The sequence below is a fragment of the Cognatishimia coralii genome, assembly GCF_037478305.1.
Lineage (GTDB): Bacteria > Pseudomonadota > Alphaproteobacteria > Rhodobacterales > Rhodobacteraceae > Cognatishimia > Cognatishimia coralii.
In genome coordinates, this window is record NZ_JBBGAZ010000006.1 from 118,769 (window position 1) to 141,513 (window position 22,745).

Annotated in this window: 24 protein-coding genes; 15 read left to right on the forward strand and 9 right to left on the reverse strand. The window is 58.2% G+C overall.

Features of this window, described 5'->3' with window-relative positions; translation table 11 throughout:
- The 4 genes from pyrC to WG622_RS12185 form a co-directional block, all read right to left on the reverse strand.
- Complete coding sequence (gene pyrC / locus WG622_RS12170) at nucleotides 1–1,275, reverse strand: dihydroorotase (RefSeq protein ID WP_339403833.1); 1,275 nt, start codon at nucleotides 1,273–1,275, stop codon at nucleotides 1–3.
- An 88-nt stretch (nucleotides 1,276–1,363) separates the two neighbouring features.
- Entirely contained in the window at nucleotides 1,364–1,921 is a 558-nt protein-coding gene (locus tag WG622_RS12175; RefSeq protein ID WP_339403834.1) for a hypothetical protein, read from the reverse strand.
- Nucleotides 1,914–2,411, reverse strand: coding sequence for a hypothetical protein (locus WG622_RS12180; protein ID WP_339403835.1), 498 nt, complete (start codon nucleotides 2,409–2,411; stop codon nucleotides 1,914–1,916). Before WG622_RS12180 ends, WG622_RS12175 begins: the two co-directional genes overlap by 8 nt.
- Nucleotides 2,412–2,523: 112 nt before the next feature.
- Complete coding sequence (locus WG622_RS12185) at nucleotides 2,524–3,480, reverse strand: aspartate carbamoyltransferase catalytic subunit (RefSeq protein WP_339403836.1); 957 nt, start codon at nucleotides 3,478–3,480, stop codon at nucleotides 2,524–2,526.
- A gap of 149 nt (nucleotides 3,481–3,629) precedes the next feature.
- Between WG622_RS12185 and WG622_RS12190 the strand changes: the two genes are divergently transcribed.
- From WG622_RS12190 to WG622_RS12210, 5 genes are all read left to right on the forward strand, one after another.
- The gene (locus WG622_RS12190) at nucleotides 3,630–4,406 is read left to right on the forward strand and encodes a uracil-DNA glycosylase (RefSeq protein ID WP_339403837.1); all 777 of its coding nucleotides are present in this window, start codon (nucleotides 3,630–3,632) and stop codon (nucleotides 4,404–4,406) included.
- 4 nt (nucleotides 4,407–4,410) lie between these two features.
- Nucleotides 4,411–5,028, forward strand: coding sequence for a LysE family translocator (locus WG622_RS12195; RefSeq protein WP_339403838.1), 618 nt, complete (start codon nucleotides 4,411–4,413; stop codon nucleotides 5,026–5,028).
- On the forward strand, nucleotides 5,028–5,576 hold the full coding sequence (gene moaB, locus WG622_RS12200) for a molybdenum cofactor biosynthesis protein B (RefSeq protein WP_339403839.1): 549 nt from the start codon (nucleotides 5,028–5,030) through the stop codon (nucleotides 5,574–5,576). Before WG622_RS12195 ends, moaB begins: the two co-directional genes overlap by 1 nt.
- Nucleotides 5,577–5,764: 188 nt before the next feature.
- Complete coding sequence (locus tag WG622_RS12205) at nucleotides 5,765–7,225, forward strand: efflux RND transporter periplasmic adaptor subunit (protein WP_339403840.1); 1,461 nt, start codon at nucleotides 5,765–5,767, stop codon at nucleotides 7,223–7,225.
- A gap of 3 nt (nucleotides 7,226–7,228) precedes the next feature.
- A complete protein-coding gene (locus tag WG622_RS12210; RefSeq protein ID WP_339403841.1) occupies nucleotides 7,229–10,627 on the forward strand; it encodes an efflux RND transporter permease subunit in 3,399 nt (1,132 codons plus the stop codon).
- Here the strand turns inward: WG622_RS12210 and WG622_RS12215 are convergent.
- Nucleotides 10,615–11,400: a protein-disulfide reductase DsbD domain-containing protein gene (locus WG622_RS12215; protein WP_339403842.1), complete on the reverse strand. Its 786-nt coding sequence runs from the start codon at nucleotides 11,398–11,400 to the stop codon at nucleotides 10,615–10,617. The genes WG622_RS12210 and WG622_RS12215 overlap by 13 nt on opposite strands.
- 243 nt (nucleotides 11,401–11,643) lie before the next feature.
- Here WG622_RS12215 and WG622_RS12220 point away from each other — a divergent pair, with 243 nt between their 5' ends.
- Nucleotides 11,644–12,159 carry a YqgE/AlgH family protein gene (locus WG622_RS12220; protein ID WP_438839168.1) on the forward strand — a complete coding sequence of 172 codons (516 nt, stop codon included), beginning with the start codon at nucleotides 11,644–11,646 and terminating at the stop codon, nucleotides 12,157–12,159.
- Here WG622_RS12220 and WG622_RS12225 read toward each other — a convergent pair.
- Entirely contained in the window at nucleotides 12,156–13,118 is a 963-nt protein-coding gene (locus WG622_RS12225) for an L-threonylcarbamoyladenylate synthase (RefSeq protein ID WP_339403844.1), read from the reverse strand. The genes WG622_RS12220 and WG622_RS12225 overlap by 4 nt on opposite strands.
- Before the next feature lie 107 nt (nucleotides 13,119–13,225).
- Here WG622_RS12225 and WG622_RS12230 point away from each other — a divergent pair, with 107 nt between their 5' ends.
- From WG622_RS12230 to WG622_RS12250, 5 genes are all read left to right on the forward strand, one after another.
- Nucleotides 13,226–14,944, forward strand: coding sequence for an acyl-CoA dehydrogenase family protein (locus WG622_RS12230; protein WP_339403845.1), 1,719 nt, complete (start codon nucleotides 13,226–13,228; stop codon nucleotides 14,942–14,944).
- A complete protein-coding gene (locus tag WG622_RS12235) occupies nucleotides 14,941–15,981 on the forward strand; it encodes an MBL fold metallo-hydrolase (RefSeq protein ID WP_339403846.1) in 1,041 nt (346 codons plus the stop codon). Before WG622_RS12230 ends, WG622_RS12235 begins: the two co-directional genes overlap by 4 nt.
- Before the next feature lie 18 nt (nucleotides 15,982–15,999).
- Nucleotides 16,000–16,449, forward strand: coding sequence for a DUF6173 family protein (locus tag WG622_RS12240; protein WP_339403847.1), 450 nt, complete (start codon nucleotides 16,000–16,002; stop codon nucleotides 16,447–16,449).
- Between the two features lie 95 nt (nucleotides 16,450–16,544).
- Nucleotides 16,545–16,679: an aa3-type cytochrome c oxidase subunit IV gene (locus WG622_RS12245; protein WP_209357369.1), complete on the forward strand. Its 135-nt coding sequence runs from the start codon at nucleotides 16,545–16,547 to the stop codon at nucleotides 16,677–16,679.
- Nucleotides 16,680–16,701: 22 nt separating this feature from the next.
- Nucleotides 16,702–17,319, forward strand: a complete 618-nt coding sequence (locus tag WG622_RS12250; RefSeq protein ID WP_339403848.1) for a hypothetical protein — start codon at nucleotides 16,702–16,704, stop codon at nucleotides 17,317–17,319.
- 1 nt (nucleotide 17,320) lies between these two features.
- On the opposite strand, the gene WG622_RS12255 is transcribed toward WG622_RS12250, so the two are convergent.
- Both WG622_RS12255 and WG622_RS12260 read right to left on the reverse strand, forming a co-directional pair.
- Entirely contained in the window at nucleotides 17,321–17,647 is a 327-nt protein-coding gene (locus WG622_RS12255) for an AzlD domain-containing protein (protein WP_339403849.1), read from the reverse strand.
- Complete coding sequence (locus tag WG622_RS12260; protein ID WP_339403850.1) at nucleotides 17,644–18,357, reverse strand: AzlC family ABC transporter permease; 714 nt, start codon at nucleotides 18,355–18,357, stop codon at nucleotides 17,644–17,646. Before WG622_RS12260 ends, WG622_RS12255 begins: the two co-directional genes overlap by 4 nt.
- A 52-nt stretch (nucleotides 18,358–18,409) precedes the next feature.
- Here WG622_RS12260 and WG622_RS12265 point away from each other — a divergent pair, with 52 nt between their 5' ends.
- From WG622_RS12265 to WG622_RS12280, 4 genes are read left to right on the forward strand one after another with little or no spacing between them, the layout of a single operon-like run.
- A complete protein-coding gene (locus WG622_RS12265) occupies nucleotides 18,410–19,297 on the forward strand; it encodes a formate dehydrogenase accessory sulfurtransferase FdhD (protein WP_339403851.1) in 888 nt (295 codons plus the stop codon).
- Nucleotides 19,294–19,908, forward strand: a complete 615-nt coding sequence (mobA, locus tag WG622_RS12270; protein WP_339403852.1) for a molybdenum cofactor guanylyltransferase MobA — start codon at nucleotides 19,294–19,296, stop codon at nucleotides 19,906–19,908. The genes WG622_RS12265 and mobA overlap by 4 nt, the downstream gene beginning before the upstream one ends.
- Complete coding sequence (mobB, locus tag WG622_RS12275) at nucleotides 19,905–20,405, forward strand: molybdopterin-guanine dinucleotide biosynthesis protein B (protein ID WP_339403853.1); 501 nt, start codon at nucleotides 19,905–19,907, stop codon at nucleotides 20,403–20,405. The genes mobA and mobB overlap by 4 nt, the downstream gene beginning before the upstream one ends.
- The gene (locus tag WG622_RS12280) at nucleotides 20,402–21,658 is read left to right on the forward strand and encodes a molybdopterin-binding protein (RefSeq protein WP_339403854.1); all 1,257 of its coding nucleotides are present in this window, start codon (nucleotides 20,402–20,404) and stop codon (nucleotides 21,656–21,658) included. Before mobB ends, WG622_RS12280 begins: the two co-directional genes overlap by 4 nt.
- A 49-nt stretch (nucleotides 21,659–21,707) precedes the next feature.
- Here the strand turns inward: WG622_RS12280 and WG622_RS12285 are convergent, their stop codons facing one another.
- Nucleotides 21,708–22,718 (reverse strand): hypothetical protein, encoded by a 1,011-nt coding sequence (locus WG622_RS12285; RefSeq protein WP_339403855.1) that lies wholly within the window; start codon nucleotides 22,716–22,718, stop codon nucleotides 21,708–21,710.
- Nucleotides 22,719–22,745 lie beyond the last annotated feature (27 nt).

Sequence of the window (22,745 nt, forward strand, 5' to 3'; positions counted from 1 at the left end):
TCAGTTCTGATAAACCGCCTGTCCGCCAACATAGGTCGCGCGTGTCTTGCCCTGCAATCGTTGTCCGTCAAACGGCGTATTTTTGGATTTGGATTTCAATTTGAAACGATCCAGCACGAAGGGGGCATCCGGATCAAACAGCACCAGATCGGCAGGGGCTCCGGCCTCAAGGCGGCCGCTAGCAAGCCCAAGTCTCTGGGCGGGATTGAAGGACATCGAGCGGAACAATTCTTGCAGCGTCATCAGGTCAGAATGATACAAACGCAGCGCCGCGGGCAGGAGTGTCTCTAACGCGACGGCCCCGGAGGCGGCTTCTTCAAATGGAAGGCGCTTGCTCTCTTCGTCTTGTGGCGTGTGCATCGAACTGATCACATCGATCAAGCCTGATTTCACAGCGGCAATAATGGCTTGCCTGTCGTCCTCGCTCCGCAGAGGTGGTTTGACCTTAAAGAAGGTCCGATAGTCGGCAACGTCCAGCTCGTTCAACGTCAAATGATGGATCGAGGTGCCCGCTGTAATGTCCAACCCATTGGCCTTGGCGCGCTCCAACGCAGGAAGCGCACGCGCGGCAGTGATCTGATCCGCGTGGTATTTCGCGCCGGTGACTTCTACCAAGGCGATGTCGCGATCAAGCCCCATGCGCTCGGCAATTGGGGACACCGCTGGCAGACCGCGCAAAGACGCGAATTTGCCCGACGTCGCAGCAGCCCCTTTGGACAGACCCGGATCCTGAGGATGCGCAATGACCAGCGCCCCGAGGCTGCGCGCATATGTCAGCGCGCGGGAAAAGACTTTGGTGTCGACCACAACATGGTCGCAATCGGTGAAGGCCACAGCGCCTGCGTCCATCAGAAAGCCGATCTCTGTCATTTCGCGGCCCGCGCGGTCTTTGGTCAGCGCTGCCATCGGGACAACATTTACCGGAGCGGCTTCATTGGCACGGCGGGTGGCAAATTCCAGCGTTTCGGGCGTGTCAATCGCCGGGCTCGTGTCCGGGCGCGTGACGATCGTGGTGACCCCGCCTGCCGCCGCCGCAAGCCCTGCCGATCGATAGCTTTCTTTGTGACGCTCACCCGGTTCGCAAACCTTTACGCCGATGTCGACGATGCCCGGGGCAAGGCAGAGTCCCTCACAATCCACAACCTCTGCCGCGTCGGGTACCGAAATATCCGCCCCAATCGCCGAGATCACGCCGTCTTCGACCAGAAGGCTGCCGACAAGGTCTTGCTCTGATGTGGGGTCAATCAGCCGTGCATTGATGAAAATTGTCTTCATGTCATCTCTTTCTGCAGGTCTTGGCGCGTTTGACGCGACATGCCCTCTCTGGCTTCGGGCGTCAACAAATTTGCTTGGGCGTGGCTGGTCATCGCATCAGGCCCCATAGCACTGCGCCGAGGATCAGCGCCAAGATCGGCAAAGCCAATATCGCCACCAGAACTGTCAGATGCGGGCTTTGCGAGGCAGGCGCTGAGGTGCCCAAAGTGCCCTCGGAGGCTTGGCTTTTTAGGGGTTCAAAATGGACCGGCGTCGTTGCTTCCGACAGATACAGGACCGGCGTTACATTTGCCGCGGGCCTCAAGTTTTCGGTGTCACTTGCGAACCCACGCGCAAAGACGATCAAAAGAGTACCTTTTAGGCCATCAAGCAAAGCGCGATGCGGCATTAGGTCTTTTTCAGAAACGCCCGCCCCTTGGCCGAGAAAGCCCACAAGGCCCAAATCATCCAAGTCCGAGACATCAAAAAGCTCCGCGTGATCCGGATCGATCCAGTCAATTCCCAGCAAGGCACCAAGCGCCGCCCCCGTGGGCGCTGTATCAGGCTTGGGATGAAGGATCTTGTGTCGCGCGCTTGCGTCCATGTCGACCGAGAATATCCGGATAGTCCCCCGCTCGCCCGGTGCAATGTGCAAAAGATCAGCCATCTGCATTGCCGTCTTTCGCGTTCATTATGCGATCCCTCAGTCTACGATCTGGTCGCACGTAGCTCATGACGGTCGCCCGCCCGTCACGCGCCCTGATCCGAAGGCTCCACCAAAAGACAGGCCGTACCGACTGAATATCAGACAGGTTCCACCAGCTGACGCTATCGTCCTCTCGCAGATTAACCAAAAACAATCGATGGTTGGTCAGGATCCACAGATCGTCGCCACGATCACGCCACTCTTGCCATTCGTCAAAGACAAAGAACCAGAGCACCACGACGATCAGAGCCAACACCACCTGCGCGGCGAAACTGATCGAGAGGCCTGGCACAAGGGCGAACCCCAAGGTGGTTAAAATCCCGATCACCAGACTACGTTGCAGGAAGGACAGGAAATTCGGGCGAAAGGCATCCAAAACCTCTTCGCCGCCATGAAGATCAAACCCCTGATCCATCAGCGCCTTGATCCCAATGTCCCGATCCTGCGCCACAACCGATCCTTTATCCGCCAACCCAGACCATAAGGCCCACAATGGCAAACATCACCAAAAGGGCGACGGTGGCCACGCGGCCGCTCATTTTCGGATCTTTCGGGTCTTCCATCTATACCTCCACCGGAGCATTGGCGCGGGCCTCACGCAGGTTGCGCGCCAAAAGGTCCATCGCGGCCATGCGCACGGCGACCCCCATCTCGACTTGTTCCTGAATGACCGAGCGGTTGATATCGTCCGCAATCTCTCCGTCAATCTCGACGCCGCGGTTCATGGGGCCTGGGTGCATGACAATCGCATCATCTTTGGCGTGGCTCAACTTTGCAGCGTCCAGACCATAGCGATGATAATATTCGCGTTCCGATGGGATAAAACCGCCATCCATCCGCTCGCGCTGCAACCTAAGCATCATGACAACGTCGACGTCCTTCAGCCCCTCAGCCATATCCTCATAGACCTCAACGCCAAATTCGCCAATTTGGCTTGGCATCAGGGTCGGAGGGCCGACCAAGCGCACACGGTTCTCCATTTTGCCAAGCAAAATCAGGTTGCTGCGCGCCACGCGGCTATGGGCGATGTCACCACATATCGCGATGTTCAACCGATGCAAACGGCCCTTCGCTCGGCGGATCGTCAAGGCATCCAGCAAGGCCTGCGTCGGATGTTCATGCTTGCCGTCGCCCGCATTCAACACGGCACAATTCACCTTCTGCGCCAGCAGGTCGACCGCGCCAGAATGCGGGTGCCGCACCACCAGCAAATCCGGATGCATCGCATTCAGCGTCATCGCCGTATCAATCAGCGTCTCGCCCTTTTTGATCGAGCTCGCCTGCATCGCCATGTTCATCACATCAGCCCCCAGACGCTTGCCCGCGAGCTCAAAACTCGCCTGCGTGCGGGTCGAGTTCTCGAAGAACATATTGATCTGGGTCAGCCCGGTCAGCGCGTCGGAATGTTTCACATCGCGCCGGTTCAGATCGACATATTGATCGGCAAGATCCAACAGGCTTGTGATCTCGTCAGGCCGCAACGCCTCGATCCCCAAAAGATGCTTTTGGCGAAAACTCATGGACGGCTCCCTTGTGGTGATCTTCGCCGCTTATAGAAACCTTGGTGCAGCACGACAAGCCACCCTGTTTCTCTTGCTGAAAATATCCCCACCGGAGGCGCACGCTTATGTGGTTTCCGAAGGGTGCCGCAAAGGATAGGCTCGCAGTCATGGAATCAGCGATGGATTATCATACGGCGCGCGCATTGTTGGAATGGCAGGTCGAGCTTGGCGCGACCGAGGCCATTCTGGATGCGCCGGTCAATCGCTATGAGGCCCCTGCGCAAAAGCCAAAACCTCAGGCTGAGGCGCCTGTCGTGCCTGTCAAAAAGCCCGAGGTCGATCCGGTGCAGGTCGCGCGATCCTTGGCGCAGGCCGCGGGTGATCTTGCGGCGTTGAAATCCGCACTCGAAAGCTTTGACCATTGCGACCTTAAACGCGGCGCGCAGTCTCTGGTCTTCTCAGACGGCAACGCTGAGGCAAAACTCATGATTATTGGCGAAGCGCCAGGCCGTGACGAAGACCGCGAGGGCCGTCCTTTCGTGGGACGTGCAGGCCATCTGTTGGACCGGATGCTCGCGGCCATCGAGTTGTCGCGCGGATCTGAGTCTCCTCAGGACAGTGTCTATATCACCAATATCCTGCCGTGGCGTCCTCCGCAGAACCGCGATCCAAAGCCCGATGAAATCGCCATGCTGATGCCCTTCGTGCAGCGCCATGTGGAACTCGCGAACCCAGATATTCTAGTTCTCATGGGCAATATCGCCTGCCAGGGCGTGCTTGGAAAACGCGGCATTACCCGACTGCGGGGTGAATGGGCGGAAGCCTTCGGTAAACCTGCGCTTCCCATGTTCCACCCCGCCTATCTCTTGCGCAGCCCACATGCCAAACGCGAGGCCTGGGCGGACCTTTTGGAGTTGAAATCTCGTCTCAGAGACAAAGAGTGACCCGATGGATTTCTATCTGTTTCTCGCCTTCATTCCGGCCGCGATTGCGCTGAACCTCACCCCCGGGGCGGATATGTTGTTCTGTCTGGGGCAGGGGCTGCGCTCTGGACCCAAACAAGCCTTTGCCGCCAGCGCGGGCGTCTCGATGGGGTCGATGACCCATGTGACAATCGCCGGCTTGGGCCTTGGCGCTGCGATGTCCGCTTTTCCTTGGATTTTTGATGTGATCCGCTGGATCGGTGTGGGCTATCTTTTGTATTTGGCTGTCACCGCCTTGCGGTCCAGCACGCAGTCCGGTGAATCGGTCCGGCTGACCTCGCTGCAGGCCTTTCGGCAGGGGTATTTTGTGAACCTCAGCAATCCCAAGGTGATCCTCTTCGTGCTCGCCTTCATCCCGCAATTCGTAGACCCAACGCAGGGCAGCGTTTTCGTGCAATTTCTCATGTATGGTGCGATCATTGCCATTAACGGCTTCCTCGTGAATGGCCTTGTCGGAGCCTTCGCAAGCGGGCTCGGCCAAGCCATGGCGGGGTCTAACAAATTCCAACGCGGCATTGGCTATGTCATCGCCACTATCTTCACCGCCCTCGCGTTGCGACTGGCCATTCTGGAGAAAAGCTGATGGGCCGCATTGACGACACTCGCCCGTTTATTCCGGTTAATATCGCCGTCCTCACCGTCAGCGACACCCGCAAAGCCGCCGATGACAAAAGCGGAGACACTTTGGCGAAGCGTATTGAAGAGGCGGGTCACAAAATCGCGGATCGCATGATCCTGCAGGACGAACGCGCCGAGATTGCCGATCAATTGCGGGCGTGGTGCGCGCGTGAGGACGTCGACGTGGTGATCTCGACCGGCGGGACGGGCCTTACCGGTCGGGACGTGACTGTTGAGGCACATCGTGACGTCTATGAAAAAGAGATCGATGCCTTTGGCACCGTCTTTACGATGGTCTCGATGCAGAAAATCGGCACGTCCGCGGTGCAAAGCCGCGCGACAGGCGGCGTGGCGCAGGGGACATATCTGTTCGCGCTGCCGGGTAGTCCGGGGGCCTGCAAGGATGCCTGGGATGAGATCCTGAAGTATCAGCTCGATTACCGCCATATGCCGTGTAATTTCGTGGAAATCCTGCCGAGACTCGACGAACATCTGGCGCGGAGCAAAGGGTAAATCCCGCAACATTTCACGAAAAAATCGATTTTTTCTTGAAATTTCGCCGCGCTGCACAATTTCTCAAACTAGTTTAGACGGAAATGCTGACCACGACCGTATAACTTACGGGTGATTGGTAAATGTGCCCCATCTGAGCGATAATTCATCGCTGTTTGAGTGGGATAGCCGCACAAGGAAGGGTTAGGATGCGATTTCTGAGACAAAGTCTGGCTGGGCTGTTCCTCTTAAGCGCGACGGTTGCGCTTTTGATGATGGCAGGCAATCTGATCCGTGGTGCGGTCGAAGAACGCATGTCGCAGGAACCGCGCACACCACCGCAGCGGGAACGCGTCTTTACCGTCAATGTTGTACCCGCAACGCCCGCTGATATCGCGCCTGTTCTGACAGTGTTTGGCGAAATCCAAAGCCGCCGCACGCTTGAACTCCGGACCGCTGCGGGAGGTGCGATTGTAGAGCTTTCTGAGGACTTCGAAGAAGGTGGGCAAGTCGCGGCTGGCGATCTGTTGCTGCGGATCGATGATGCCGATGCACGCGACGCTTTGGCTCGCGCCCAAACAGAATGGCGCGAAGCGGAGGCCGAGGTACGCGACGCGGATCGCGGATTGCTCTTGGCGCAGGACGATGTGTCCGCTGCGATGGAGCAGGCAGAACTGCGCGCCAAAGCGCTAGCGCGTCAGCAGGATCTTGAGGCGCGCGGCGTTGGTACAGCGGCAGCGATTGAAGCCGCTGAGTTGAACCTCGCCTCGGCCCGCCAATCTACCTTGTCCCGTCGGCAGGCGCTTGCAAATGCCGAAGCCCGCGTTGATCAGGCCGCGACCTCGCTCGAGCGCGCAGGCATCGCTGTGGCCGAAGCCGAACGCAATCTCGAGGATCGCATGATCCGCGCCGATTTCACGGGCACGCTCGCCGAGGTCTCTGTCGTGACCGGAGGCTTGGTGACAGCCAATGAACGCATCGCCCAGCTTATCGATCCAAACGCCCTCGAAGTGGCCTTTCGGGTGTCCACAGCGCAGTATGCAAGGCTTCTGGATGAGAATGGCCGCCTCAATGCCTCGGACGTGACCGTTGCGCTGAATGTCAGTGGCATCGATCTGACTGCGACAGGTAAAATCAGCCGCGACAGTGCAGCCGTGGGTGAGGGTCAAACCGGACGTCTGGTCTTTGCCACTCTGGATGCGCCTAGGGGTCTTAAGCCCGATGACTTCGTGCAAGTCTCGGTTCAGGAGCCTGTCCTGAACAACGTGATTGCCATCCCATCATCAGCCCTGACGCCGCAAGGCGATGTCTTGGTGCTGGGCGAAGGGGATCGCCTCGAAGCCCTGCCCGTGCGCATGTTGCGTCGACAAGAAGATCAGATCATCGTGCGCGGTCGCGAGCTCGCGGGCCGCGAAGTCGTCGCCCGCCTGTCTCCGGTTTTGGGTGTTGGGATCAAGGTGAAGCCGATCCGCGAAGGGGCCAAGATCGAAGCGCCTCAGGCGCCGGAAATGGTTGCCCTAACGGATGAGCGCCGCGCAAAACTGGTGGCCTTTGTCGAAGCCAACAACCGGATGCCCGCCGAGGCCAAACAACGGGTTCTGGGTCAGCTTCAGGGCAATGAGGTACCCGCGCGGCTGGTCAATCGCCTCGAACAGAGAATGGGGGGCTAAGCCATGGCGTCCCGCGTATCTGACTCAGCCAAAGGCATCCTGTCGTATTTCGTGCGCCACGGCACAGCAGCAAACCTTCTTCTGGTCATCCTGATCATGGCTGGCTTTTCGGCTGCGCCGCAGATGCGGGCGCAATTCTTTCCGGATGTGATCATCGACAATGTGACCGTATCCGTAAACTGGGATGGGGCAGGGGCCGAGGACGTCGATAGCGCCATTGTGCAGGTGCTGGAACCGGTATTGCTAAGCGTCGAAGGCGTGGAAAGCACCGAGGCGCGGTCGACAGAAGGGCGCGCCTCGATCACGATGGACTTTGAGCCCGGTTGGGACATGGCGCGTGCAGCGGATGATGTGCAGACCTCGGTGGATGCGATTTCCACGCTACCTGAGGATGCGGACGATCCGAATGTCCGGCGCGGCGCGTGGCGAGATCGTGTGACCGATGTGGTCATCAGCGGCCCGCTTGATGCGGAACAACTCGGGCGTTTTGCGGATGAATTCGTGACGCGGCTGTTTGCCGAAGGCGTCACGCGCACCACGATCCGAGGCGTTGCCGCGCCGCGCACCGTGATCGAAGTTCCCTCGGCCAATTTGATCACCCATGACATCTCGATGGCCCAAATCGCCGAAGCGATTGCGCAAGAGGTCGATGCAGACCCTGCCGGAGACGTTGCAGGCGCGAATGCGCGCGTGCGTACAGGCGTGGCAAAACGCAGCGCCGCGCAGATTTCCGATATCGTTTTGCGCAGCAATGCGGATGGGTCTTCGCTGACTGTGGGTGACATTGGCACGGTGATTGTCGAAGGCGCCGACCGCACCCGCAGCTATTTTGTCGGAGACCTCGCGGCGATTTCCGTCCGCGTGGACCGGTCTGAAAAAGGCGACGCGATTGCCATTCAAGAGCAGGTGCAAACCGTGGCCGATGCTCTGCAAGCCACTCTGCCGCAAGGCGCGAGCATCGAGTTGATCCGCACCCGCGCTGAAGCGATCAGCGGGCGTTTGAACCTCTTGTTGGACAATGGATTAATGGGGCTCGGCCTTGTTTTGATGCTGTTGTTCCTGTTCTTGAATGCGCGCATCGCCTTTTGGGTCGCAGCCGGGATCCCCGTCGCCATGTGTGCCGCTGTGGCATTGATGTATTTGGCAGGCATCACGATCAATATGATCTCTTTGTTCGGGCTGATTATCACGCTCGGCATTGTGGTGGATGACGCTATCGTGGTCGGAGAACACGCCGACGCGCGCGCCAGACGGCTGGGCGAAGCCCCCGCCGTCGCCGCCGAGAATGCGGCACGTCGGATGTTCATGCCGGTCTTTGCGGCGACGCTCACCACTGTCATCGCCTTCTTTGGCCTGACAGCCGTTGGCGGGCGTTTCGGCGATCTGATCATCGATATCCCCTTCACCGTGATCGTGGTGCTGATCGCCTCGCTTGTTGAGTGTTTCCTGATCCTGCCCAACCACATGCGCCACGCGCTTGTGCATAGCGCGAAAGAGCATTGGTACGATTGGCCAAGCCGAGTCGTGAACCACGGCTTCCGCTGGTTCCGCGATACGATATTCCGCCGTATTATGGCCTTTGTAATCTGGGCCCGTTACCCGGTTCTGGCGGGGACGATCACGCTTTTGGCCACTCAGATCAGCGTTTTCATGACGGGTGAAGTGCAATGGCGTTTCTTTAACGCCCCGGAACGGGGATCGGTCACGGGCAACTTCCTGATGTCCTCAGATGCGACCCGCGAGGATTCGCTGGCCATGATGCGTGAAATGCAGCGGGCGACAGAGGCCTTGGGCAAGGAATACGAAGAACGTCACGGTCGTAACCCGCTAGCCTTTGTGATCGCCGAGGTCGGAGGCAACTCTGGCCGAGGTTTGGCAGGCGCGGATCAGCGGACGGCGGATCAGCTGGGCGCGATTTCGATTGAATTGATTGACGCGGATCTGCGGCCCTATTCCAGTTTCGCCTTTGTGGCCGACCTGCAGGATCGCGTGAACCGGCATCCTTTGGCTGAGACGATCAGCTTCCGTGGTTGGCGATCTGGTCCCGGTGGGGACGCCTTGGATGTGATGTTCTACGGCGCCGATGCGGAAACGCTCAAAGCTGCCTCTGAGCAGTTGCAAACAGCGCTTTTGCGGTACCCCGAGGTGTCTGCGGTCGAAGACACGCTGCCTTATGACAAAGAAGAGTTGATCCTCGAGCTTACCCCACAAGGGCAGGCGCTTGGCTTTACGATTGACGGGCTTGGGCGCGTCCTACGTCATCGTCTAAACGGGCTTGAGGCAGCGACCTATCCTGACGGGGTGCGGACGGCCTCAATCCAGATCGAACTGCCGGACGGAGAACTGACGTCCGATTTCCTTGAGCGTTCCATGATGCGCACGCCGGACGGGAACTATGTCCCCTTGGCCGATATCGTCAGCGTGGACCGCCGCACCGGCTTTTCGACCGTGCGGCGCGAGAACGGCATCCGCGTGATCTCGGTGACCGGCGACATTTCCGAGGACAACGCAGATCAAGCGACGGAGATCCAACGCGCCTTGCAAGAAGAGATCTTGCCCGAAATCGCCAGTGTACAGCAGGTGGAATGGCGTCTGTCAGGTCTGGCAGAGCAGGAAAACGAGTTCCTCAACGACGCGCGTACCGGCCTGATCCTGTGCCTGTCTGCGATATATCTGGTTTTGGCCTGGGTCTTTAGCAGTTGGACGCGGCCTCTGGTTGTGATGGCGATCATTCCGTTTGGCTTGGTCGGCACGATTTGGGGCCACAATTACTGGGATGTGCCTCTGTCGATGTTCACCGTGGTGGGCCTTTTGGGCATGACGGGGATCATCATCAATGACTCGATTGTTTTGGTGACGACGATTGATGAACACGCCAAAGAGCGCGGATTGGTGCCCTCGATCATCGAAGGCACAGCGGATCGGTTGCGGCCCGTGATGTTGACCACATTGACGACGGTTTTGGGTCTGACGCCTTTGTTGTTTGAACGCTCTGTTCAGGCTCAGTTCCTGAAGCCGACGGTGATCACGCTGGTCTATGGCCTTGGGTTTGGCGTTCTGCTTGTGTTGATCGTGGTGCCAGCGCTTTTGGCGATGCAGCAGGATGTGGCACGCCAGTTCACCGCGCTGCGACACGCGATGAAGGCACGCGCGACTCAGTTAGTGATGGTACCGTTGAGTTTGGCGATCGCGGGGTGGCTGGTTTTGACGCTCGGGTGGTCACTGGTCTACCAAACCCTGCACCCGCTTGTTGCGAATGCTTTGCCAGGCTGGGTTCCTCAGGACGGAGATTTCGCGGCGATGGGACTTTTCTTGGCAGGCGTTCTGGTGCTGGTGATTGTCAGCTACGCGATTGCTGGTCTTGTTCTGGCGCTGCGCAGGCGGGGGCGTCAGCCCGCCTGACACCCTTCAATTTCGACCGCATAGTCCGTGCCGATCACGGTGATCGTCATGTCACTGCGCTGCAAAAAGAACGGCGCTTGCTCGACATGGATCACATCGCTGGACACCGTCAACTGAGACCCGTCGCGGGTGACAACGGCCTCTTGCACCCAAAGCTCTGGGTTCGTCGTTTCAATGATCGCAAACTCGCGGCCACCTGTGGATGGCATGTCGATGAGGGCACTGACCGCCAGCCCATCATCTGACGGAGCAATACGGCAGCTGACCTTGCTGACCTGAGCTTCTTTTGGGGAATAGGGCTGTTCAGCCATCGCCGCGGCAATGGGTGCGACGATCTTGGTTTGAGATGGGTCCAGAGATCCGCTGACATCCAGCGAATATGGGATACAAACCTCTTTGCAGACTCCAATCTGCAAAAACCCGTTCAGTTCGACATCACGACCATCTTTGCGAGGCGTGACAATCAGCGGGAGCATCAACTCGTCGACAAACCCAAAGGACGTCATACCGTTATCAACGAAAACCTCTGGTGCAGGCCAAACCGCCGACATGCCCTTCAAGTTCCGCGATTGAGACCAGTCCATGCGAGGCGGAATGCCGCCATCGCCCGGCGTGCGCCAATAGGTCTTCCAACCGCCTGCCATCGAAATACGCAATGCGCCGATCATACTGCCGTCAGCACGGGTCCAGCCCTGCACGATTTCCGCCGTGATATCAGGCAGGTGCAAATCCGAGCCCTGCGCCGCAATCGGAGCAGACAAAAGGACTGTCATAAATGAGGCGCTAAGCGCAAAACGTGTGGTTTTCATACATAGAGACATGCGCGAGTGCGTGGTAAATGCCAACTCACTTTCAAGCGATTGCGTGTTACATTTGTAAACTAAAGGAAATTGCGCTTGAACCTTTGAGCGTCAGACTCCACTTTAGAAATCAGATATTTTAAGTTTCCGGACCTTTTCGTGCCTTTTGATGAAAATTCTGACCTTACCGGCAAGTTGTTAGTGGCTATGCCGAGCATGGCAGACCCTCGTTTTTCCCGTTCCGTCGTCTTTATGTGTGCGCATAGCGAGGAGGGGGCGATGGGTTTGATCGTGAACAAATTCCTCGGATTTATGAAGCTGTCCGAGATTTTGGCCAAGCAGGATGATAATCAGCCCGATGATTCCCATCGTTTGCCCGTGCATTTTGGCGGACCGGTCGAGCGGGGGCGCGGGTTTGTGTTGCATTCGTCAGACTACAATTCTGAGGGGGCGTCCCTTAAGGTGACGGACTCGTTTTCGATGACAGCCACCTTGGATGTTCTAGAAGAAATCAATCGCGGGTCTGGACCAGAATTTGCCATCCTTAGCCTTGGTTACGCTGGATGGGGGCCGGGCCAGCTTGAAGATGAAATCAAAGAAAACAGCTGGCTGATTGCGGAACCGGATCAACATCTGATCTTCGTCGAAGAGGACGAACACAAATGGGACGGTGCGCTGAAACAGATCGGCGTTGATCCGCAGCTTTTGTCGGGAACAGCCGGACGGGCCTAAAGATCGCGTGGTGCAGCGGCGCGGCTTAGGCGATCATTTATGGCAAGGCCAAGCCCATGATTAGGCACCGGCGCCACTGCGATCCCTTGTGCGCCCATTTTGTCCAAACGATGCAAGTGGTGAAAAAGATTGGCCGCCGCCTCTCGAAGGTCGCCAGAGGCTGAGAGTGTCAGATCTCCGGCGATATCGCCAAAGCCCAACATGACTTCGCCGTCATGGGCCTGAGTTGCGTTCAAGCGCACCTGCGCACCGGGCGCATAGTGAGAGGCCAGTTGCCCGGGCGCTGTCAGGTCATCATTTGCGATTTGGCCTGAAAGCGTCTTGAGGGGAGTGCCAATCGCGGCCTCTATAGCCTCAAGAGGCAATCCACCGGGGCGCAATAAAGTCGGGGCGTCAAACAGGCCAACGATTGTGCTTTCGACACCCACATCACAGGCGCCGCCGTCCACGATACCATTAACGCGCGTGCCCAGCCCTTCGGCGACATGTGTGGCCTCGGTTGGGCTGATCCGTCCTGATGGGTTTGCCGAGGGTGCGGCGATTGGGCCCTGGAAGGCCGCCAGCAAAGCCTGCGCGACCGGATGGGCTGGCATACGCACAGCAAGCGTGTCTTTTCCCGCCGTCACCAGTGGCGAAATGCCCGCCGAGTCTTTCAACGGTAAAACCAAAGTCAGAGGTCCGGGCCAAAAGGCCTGCGCCAGCCGATCCGCGTCGTCGTTCCAATGAACCAGTTCCTGCGCGGCGGCGATCGACGCGACATGTACGATCAAAGGGTTGAAGGTCGGGCGCTCTTTGGCTTCAAAGATCTTTGCAACCGCCAAATCCTTGCGCGCATCCGCGCCAAGCCCATAGACCGTTTCGGTGGGAAACGCGACCAAACCGCACGATTTCCAAAGGTCCGCAGCCCGCGCAAACCCGGTTTCATCCGCCGAAAGCATGATTTTCGTAAGGTCACTCATCGTCCTGACGCCGCGTTTTAATGGCTGGTTTCCCGTTGCCGATTTACCTTTGGGATCAAAGCCCAATACAAGCCCCGCTAGCTAAAGCCAACCGAATAGAGACCGAAATGCCGTATCGCTCCCCTGTTTCCGACTATGAATACATCTTTGAGAACGTCGTGCCTTTGACTCAGGTCACGAGCACTGAGAAGTTCTCCGAAGCGGATGCTGATACCGTTTCTGCTGTTCTCACCGAGGCGGGGCGCATGTGTGATGAGATCATGGCGCCGGTCCAACGCAATGGGGATCTGACGCCAGCCTATCTGGAAAACGGCAAGGTGCGCACCTCGCCGGGCTTTGGCGACGCGTATAAGGCAATTGCGGAAGGCGGCTGGGTGTCCAGTTCCGCCAGCCCAGAGTTCGGCGGTATGGGCTTGCCTCTGTCGGTCACCCACGCCGTGAACGAGATGATGGCGGGCGCATGTTTGTCCTTGCAGTTGAACCCTCTGATGACCCAAGGCCAGGTCGAAGCTCTTGAGGCGCACGCAAGCGATGAACTGAAGGCGACATACCTGCCGAAATTAGTGTCTGGCGAATGGTGCGGCACCATGAACTTGACAGAGCCGCATGCGGGATCGGACGTGGGTGCTTTGTCCTCTAAAGCGGAACCAAATGGCGACGGAACTTACTCTGTCACAGGTCAAAAGATCTATATCAGCTGGGCGGACAATGATTTCACCGAAAACGTGGTTCACCTTGTTTTGGCGCGATTGCCCGATGGAGGGCCTGGCACAAAAGGCATCAGCCTCTTTGTCGTGCCGCGCAACATCCCTGATGAAAACGGCGACCCCGGCATCGCCAACAGCCTTAAGGTCGTGAGTCTTGAGCACAAAATGGGCCTGCATGGCTCTCCGACCGCTGTAATGCAGTTTGACGGCGCGAAGGGCTGGCTCGTTGGCCAAGAACATGACGGTATGAAATGCATGTTCACCATGATGAACAACGCGCGTTTGGGTGTCGGAGCCCAAGGGATCGGGGCCGCCGAAGGGGCCTATCAGCACGCTTTGGCCTATGCGCTTGACCGCAAGCAGGGTCGCAGCCCGATTGAGGGCGGCACTGGCACTATTCTGGATCATGCGGACGTGCGCCGCATGCTGACCTCTATGAAGGCAGACATCTTTGCAGCGCGTTCCATCGCGGCAGATTGCGCGCTGTCCATCGACATGGGCCACGCAACCGGCGAAGCAGAATGGAAAGCCCGCGCGGCCTTCCTGACGCCGATTGCCAAAGCGTTCGGGACGGATGTTGGTATCGATGTTGCCAATTCTGGAGTGCAGATCCATGGCGGCATGGGCTTTATCGAAGAAACCGGCGCAGCCCAATATTCCCGTGATGTGCGCGTGACCGCGATTTACGAAGGTACCAATGGCATTCAGTCTATGGACCTCGTGGCGCGCAAGCTGATGGATGGCGGCGAAGCGGCCTATCGGTTGGTCGATGATATCGAAAGCTTTGCTGAAAGCATCAAAAGCTCTCACCCAGAGCTGGCGGAACCTGTGTGGCAGGCGTCCGAGACACTGCGCGAGGCGACCGAATGGATGGTGGGTCAAGGTGAGCTGAATGAACGTTTCGCAGGCGCGGTTCCGTTCCTGCGCGGCTTTGCCCGCGTTCTTGGCGCGCATTACCACTTGAAGGCTGCGGTGGCCGAAGCTACCGATGGTCCTCGTACGAAAATGGCGCGGTTTTATATCAAACGCTTGCTGCCGGAACATGTGGGGCTCTTCGCCCACGCTATGGCGGGCGCAGCGGATCTCTACGCGCTGAGTGAGGAAGACTTAGCGTCATGAATGCACCAACCGGACTAAGGTACCCCTGGCCCGAGCCTCCTGCCGAAGGAGAGGCCATCGAAGTCGCAGAAGGGGTGCTTTGGATCCGGTTGCCTTTGCCGATGGCGCTGGATCATGTGAATGTCTATGCGCTGGATGATGGTGACAGCTGGACCATTGTCGATACCGGGTTCGCCTCCAAACGATCCCGCGCGATCTGGGATAAGGTTTTGGCTGGCCCATTGGCTGGAAAACCTGTTGGGCGCGTGATTGTCACCCACCACCATCCAGATCACGTAGGCTTGGCGGGTTGGTTTCAGTCCGAGCATGGCGCGACGCTTTGGGCCACCCGCACCGCTTGGCTGTTTTCACGTATGTTGCAGTTGGACGAACAGGCGGTGCCCGCGCAGGAAACCGTGGCCTTTTATCAATCCGCTGGCATGGATCCCCAGATCCTTGAAGCCCGCCGCAACGAGCGGCCCTTCAACTTTGCTGATGTCGTCCACCCCATGCCGCTTGGGTTCAAACGCATCAAAGAAGGCGATGTGATCCGCATTGGTGGTCGCGACTGGGACGTCCACATCGGCAACGGCCACGCGCCCGAACACGCGACCTTCTGGAGCCGCGATGACAATCTGGTGCTGTCAGGCGATCAGATCCTGCCTTCGATCAGCTCAAACATTGGTGTTTATGCCACCGAACCCGAAGCTGATCCGGTGGGCGATTGGATGGAGGCCTGTGAACGGCTCAGCCAATATGCGCGCGAAGATCATCTGGTCTTGGGCGGACATAAAACACCATTCACAGGTCTGCCGCTGCGCATGCGCCAGTTGATCGACAACCATCACGGTGCGCTCAAACGCCTTGAGGATTTCATTGCAGAACCCCGGGTCGCAGGCGACTGCTTCCCGCCGCTGTTCAAGCGAAAAATCGGTGCCGGCGAATATGGGCTTGCTTTGGTGGAAGCATTTGCCCATCTCAATCACCTGTATCAAACTGGCAAAGCCAGCCGCACCATGCGCGAGGACGGCGCTTGGGTCTGGCAAGCCAAGGCTTAGTGAAAAGGGTGACGCGACATGAACAACGATATCAAAACCTCTGCAGAGGCTTTGGAAGCCGCGGCCCTGCCCAAGCGCTATGAGGCGCATGCCAACGGTGAGGCCGAGACGGATCTGCCAACCACCGTCGCCGAGAAACCGCTCGAACAGAAAAGCGCGGCCGAATGGGCCTATGAGCGTCTGATCCTCTATATCCAGAATTTCGAGAAGCAGCTCGACAATGAACACGAAGTCGCCATGGGCTTTGCCGGCGGCGATGTCGGTGTTCTGCGCATCGAAGGCATGGGCTATTTCGATCCGGACATCGTGACCTTTTACGGCACAGACGACATCGGCGCGAAAACCCAATTGGTGCAACACGTCAGCCAGCTCAACGTGATGCTGCGTGCGTTACCCAAGCCCAAAGAGCTGCCAGAGCCCAACCGCATAGGGTTTCGGCTGGCCCAAGACTTGCAGAAAAACACCTAAAGCGCGATTCTTCGCCGCGCTGACACGAAGGTGTGGTGACAGTATCTCGGGAATCCAGTATCCAGCCCCTAACACCAGATACAAGGACATCTCTCATGGCTGAACATGAACACGGTTCGATGAACATTGAAGTACAGGAAAAAGCTTTCGCGGGCTTTATCAAAGGCTCGACCTGGGTCGCAGCTGTTTCCGTCGCGCTTCTGATCTTTATCGCGATTGTAAACGGCTAAACCCGTTTCAGGAGTAAGTGGTATGGCGCGTTTTTTTAAGGCCGTAATTCTTCTTGTGTTCCCGCTTTTGCTAAGCGCCTGTACGGTGCCCAATCAAGGCGGAGCAACGCTCGAAGAGGTCCAGCGTGCTGCCTATACCCATAATGGGCCACCCAAGCTGACGCTGTTTACAATGTTGTCAAACCGCAGCGGTTCTGGGGCACATACCTCTATTTTGATCAACGGCAGCCAACGGGTTGCCTTTGATCCGGCGGGCTCTTTCCGCCACCCTCAGATCGTGTCGCGTAATGATACGGTCTATGGAATGACCCCTTATCTCGTTGATCAATACACCCGTTTCCACGCACGCGAGACTTATCACGTCGTGATTCAGGAACTGGTCGTCTCGCCTGAAGTGGCTGAAATGGCATTGCAATTGGCGGTCAATCATCCTGCTGTGCAGCAATCCTATTGTGCAAAATCCACCTCGGCTCTGGTCGGTCAACTGCCCGGATTTGAGGATGCACCACAGTCGTTCTATCCGCGCAAGCTTATGGATTATTTCGCCGAGAAAGGCGCCACCTTTGAGCGTCTCTACGAATACGACGGCGACGACAAATCAAAAGTGCTCGCAGAATTCGTCCCTGAATACGAACGCTGATTTAAGCGATCAGATACAGCATCAAAAACAACGTGCCAGCTCCGGTCACGATGGCCAAGAGCACGCGTTTAAAGATCATCGCGACGCCCAAAGTGACCACTGCAGCCGTCAGGCGGGCCGGATCGATCTGCCCGTCCGTTGCACTGGGCCACAGAACCAGCGGCGCGACCAGTCCCGGCAAGACAGCCACCGCCGCATAGCGCAGATGCCGCAGGATGATTGCGGGCATCGACCAGGATCCCAAAAGCCCCGTGAACATGAAGCGCAGGCCAAAGCTGCCTAGCCCAAGGGCCACTATGATCAGCCAGAGATCCGGATGTTCGCTCATGTTTTAGATCTCCGCTCAAGAAAGGATTCGCATTGCACAGCCGCGACCATAGCGAGGAATGCGGCGATCAAGAGGCCAAGGTTGAACGGAACCCAGGCAAAGCCGAGTGCCGCTGCAATGGACACCAGCGCTGCCGTCAAATGGGGCAGGGTGCGCAACATCGGCCCGATCATGGCTAGGAAACACAGTGGCACCGCGAAATCGAGTGCCCATGAGTCAGGTACGGCCTTGCCACCCAAAGCACCGACGACAGTGAACCCATACCAAAGCGGTAGCACTGGTACCAAACAGCCCGAAAAATAGGCCAGACGTTGGGCCGTGGTCATGTCAGGTTCGTTCTCGTATTTCGCGGCTGACAACGCATAGCTTTGATCGACCGTACCATAGGCCACCAGCGCGCGTTGCCAGATCTTGGCATCACGTAGATAGGGCGCAAGCGAGGCGGAATAGATCGCCATCCTGAGGTTCACAGCCAAGGCCGAGAGGATCACAATGATGGTCGGCGTATTGTCCATCATCAGTTGCACCGCGGTGAACTGCGCAGCGCCTGCGATCACGACAACTGAGAAGGCCAGCGTTTCATAAACGTTCAATCCAGCCTCGGTCGCGACCACTCCGAAGAGCGCCGAAAACGGGACGATCACCAGAATAAACGGCAGCCCGTCGCGCAATCCTTGCCAAAATGACGATTTCGTGGTGGTCGTACTCATCCAAAATGCCTAGTTTTACCAACGCATAACGCCTAATCCCGCTCAGTGAGTCTTGCAATTGGCAAAGTTAAATGACCACACGTATCTAATCGCGCCGAACCCCTCGGGGGCTGGCTTGTCGCGGTCTGTCGCCGGTGTGGATCACAACGGTCAGCCGGTGGACACGTCGGTGGTCGAAGAACGCCCTCTGACGATCTACCTCAACAGCCAAGAGATCGTGACCGCGATGACCATCGGGGATTACCCCGAGTATCTGGCGCTTGGTTTTCTGCGCAATCAACGGATGTTGTCTGACACGGACCAGGTCACAGCCGTGCAATTTGACGAGGAACTCGAAACCGTCGTCGTGCGCACCGCGCAGGAAACCAACCACGAAGATAAGCTCAAGAAAAAGACCCGCACCAGCGGCTGCGCCGTGGGCACGGTTTTTGGCGACATGATGGAAGGGCTTGAGGATCTTGAGCTGCCGTTGCTGTCCATCCGTACAAGCGACCTTTATCAACTGTCCTCCATCATCAACCGAACGCCGTCGCTCTACCTTGAGGCGGGCGCGATTCACGGCACCGTGCTCTGCGAAGGCAACCGCCCGTTGGTCTATATGGAGGACGTGGGCCGCCACAACGCCGTCGACAAAATCGCTGGATGGATGCTCGAGACGCGCACATCTCCGGACAATAAGCTGCTTTATACAACCGGTCGTCTGACCTCGGAAATGGTGATCAAATGCGCCCTCATGGGCATCCCTGCGCTGGCTAGTCGTTCTGGGTTTACGGCATGGGGCGTGGAAATCGCTCAGCAGGTTGGTTTGACGCTGATTGGCCGCCTGCGCGGCGCGCGGTTTATCTGCCTGTCGGGGCAAGAACGTCTGACCTATGACGCGGACCCTTCCTCGGTCGCCGACGACCCCAAGAAAAGCCGCCGCAAAGGGGCAATCACATGAGTGCCCCGCTCGGAGTGATCCTCGCCGGCGGACGTGCCACGCGCATGGGCGGCGGCGACAAGGGGCGGCTGATGCTCGGCGATCAAAGCCTTCTGGATCTGGTCATCGCGCGGCTCACACCGCAAGTCAGGGGTATTGCTCTGAACGCGAATGGCGATGCCGCCCGTTTCGCAGATACAGGGTTGTCCGTGCTTCCCGATAGCCTCGCAGGCCATCCGGGCCCCTTGGCGGGTGTGCTGGCGGGTCTCGACTGGGCCGCAGAGCAGGGTGCCGACAGCATCGTCAGCGTGGCCGCCGACACGCCGTTTTTCCCAGAGAATTTGGTTGGCAAACTTCAGGCCGCTTCAGGGAGCATGCCGCTCGCACTGGCCGCAAGCCGCGACGATGACGGCAAGCTCTGGCGCCAGCCAACATTCGGACTTTGGCCAGTTGCCTTGCGCGAAGAGCTACGCCAAGCTTTGACCGACGGGCTGCGCAAAGTGGTTATGTGGACCGACACGCATGATGCGGCCACGGCCGAATTCCCGAACACCGATTTCAATCCGTTCTTCAACGTGAATACTCCCGAGGACCTTGAAGCCGCTCGTGCGATCTATGAGGCGATGGCATGAAACGCTTTGGGATCACCGGCTGGAAGAACGCGGGCAAAACCACGCTGACACAACGTCTTGTCGCAGAGCTCACTGCCAAAGGGATCACGGTCTCTACCGTCAAACGCACCCATCATTCGGTGGATCTGGACCCCAAAGGCACCGACACCCATAAACATCGCATGGCCGGAGCCTCACAGGTCATGCTTGCCTCAGATGCGCGCTATGCGATCCTGAAAGAGCACCGTGGCGCGCCGCCGACACTGGACGATCTGATCGCCCGTCTCGCGCCGGTGGATCTGGTTCTGATCGAGGGCTTCAAGGCCGAAGACCATCCGAAAATCGAGGCGCATCGGGCCGAAACCAGCCAAGGGCTTATCGCAGCCAACACGCCCTCCGTTGTGGCTTTGGCAACTGACGCACCCGTCTCACTGGATCGCTTCATTCCGCAGTTTGACCTCGATGATATCGCAGCGATTGCGAAATTCATCACGCGCCATTTGGATCTTGAAAAATGACCAGGCCGCCGCCCTTAAAGAACGACTGTTTTGCCTTGCCACCCGGGGTGCATTGGACACCGGTGGATGAGGCCTTGGCGCTTTTGCAGTCTCGTATGTCAGGCGTCACCGAAACAGAGGTTTTGCCAGTTGCGGACGCGCTTGATCGGATCTTGGCAGAGCCTGCGGTGGCCGAGCGGTCCCATCCACCTCATGCGAATTGCGCAGTAGATGGCTATGCGCTGACCGGCGCGCAGTACAAAGAGGGCGTGCATCGCGTGCCATTATGCGAAGGCCGTTCTGCGGCAGGGCAGCCTTTTGACGGCAGAGTGCCAGACAGCCACGCTTTGCGCGTTTTAACCGGTGCAAATTTGCCTGCGGGTACGGATACGGTCATCCTGCAAGAAGACGTCCAACTCGAAGACGGCCATATCGCTTTTCACGGCCCCCTCAAAATTGGGGCCAATGCGCGCAAAGCGGGCGAAGATGTGCAAGCGGGCGAGACGCTCTTCCCGGCCGGTCATCGCTTAACCCCCGCCGACCTCGGGCTTCTGTCAGCCACGGGCGTTGGGCGCGTGACGTTTCACAAGCCTCTGCGTGTGGCCGTGATCTCAACCGGGGATGAGTTGACCGAGGCGGGGGCTGCCGCCAGCGATGATCAGATCTACGACGCCAATCGCCCCATGCTTTTGGCGGCAATCAAGAAGCTTGGCCACGAACCCATCGACATGGGACGCATGCCTGACCAGCGCGACGTTCTGAAGGATGGCCTCACCCGTGCGGCCCAAGAGGCGGATGTTATCCTCACCTCAGGCGGGGCCTCTGCCGGAGACGAGGACCACATGTCCGCGCTTCTGAATGAAACCGGCACCATGGCGCTTTGGCGGATCGCGATCAAACCGGGCCGGCCTTTGGCGCTGGGTGTGTGGGAAGGAACTCCTGTATTTGGTCTTCCGGGCAATCCGGTCGCTGCGATGGTTTGTACTTTGATCCTTGCGCGCCCTGTGATGCGCTTGATGGCCGGGCAAAGCTGGGACATTCCCCAGGGCCTTATGCTGCCGGCTGCTTTCTCCAAATCCAAAAAGGCAGGGCGTCGCGAATACCTGCGCGCGCGCGTGAGGCAAGGACAGGTCGAAGTCTTCCCCTCTGAAGGATCCGGCCGCATCTCGGGTCTAAGTTGGGCGGAAGGGCTTGTTGAGCTGTCCGACGAAGCGCAGGACATCACGCCTGGAACCCCAGTGCGCTATATCTCCTACGCGGATTTCGGGCTCTGACGCCCAATTCATCTTGCCAGAAATACTCAATCTTCGGGCGCAGCCCCAATCAATCAAAGATGCCCGCCACACGGCCTAACAGCATAAAGGCCCGAGCTGTCCGTGTGTCGCCCAAAGCGGCAATATCCGCGTCACTAGCGGTTTTCTCAAAATCCACGAAAGACTGATCAAACCGGCGCAGGAAATGATGTACCGCGTCGCGGAAAATCGGATCCTGTTTCATCCGTCCAGCTGCAAGCGCCAGCGAGGAACGATCCCGCACGCCGCCAAGCGAAGCGATCTCGCGCCCGCGTTTACCTTCCGCAAACATGCGCCAAATCTCGGGGCGCGCCAGATCAGGGCGCAGGTCATCCATATAGATGCCGTCCTGACTAAGCAGCGTCAGCACATCCTGCGCCGCTTGCACAAGCTGCGAGACCTGACGATCTTTCAGAGCACGCCGCAGAGCATTGAAGCCCGACTGGTCCTCCGCATTCTCAGGGAAATGCAAAGCGCGGATAAAGTCGTCTTTCTCAAGCGGCGGCGTGATATCTTCCGCGGTCGTCCCCAAAGCCAGAAACCCCTGATCTTCTAGATCCACTTCAGGCGCAGTCTCTGCAATCGGACGCGCCGCCTGAACTGCATCCCGCGACGTCGAGAACATCGCAATGGCCGATTCCGTCTTGCGTTGCGCCGCGGCGATTTCATCGAGCTTCTTGGCGATCGAAGGCTCTAACCCGCGTCCAGACGCCTGAACCTGCCCCGTGTAATTCTGCCGAAGCGCGTCAATCGACACCTGCAAACGACGTCCCTCTTCGCGCATCACGCGGCTAGAGCGCGCAACAAAGGCCGCAACCCAGATCATCGCAACCGGCATGAAAACCGCGAGCATCGTCATCACGAAACGCAGCGAATCCAATCCGGAGGCGTCGGGGTCGAGAACCACAAAGAACACCACGCAGGCGGCGATCCAAACCACCGTCAAAGCAACGGCGACAAGTTCCACCCCCGTCACGCTCGGTGCGTTTGGACGGCTATACAGGCCAATCGGTGTTGGCTGGCTGTCTTGATCATCGGCCATGAGGCCCCCGGTTCACCCTGTGCCGAG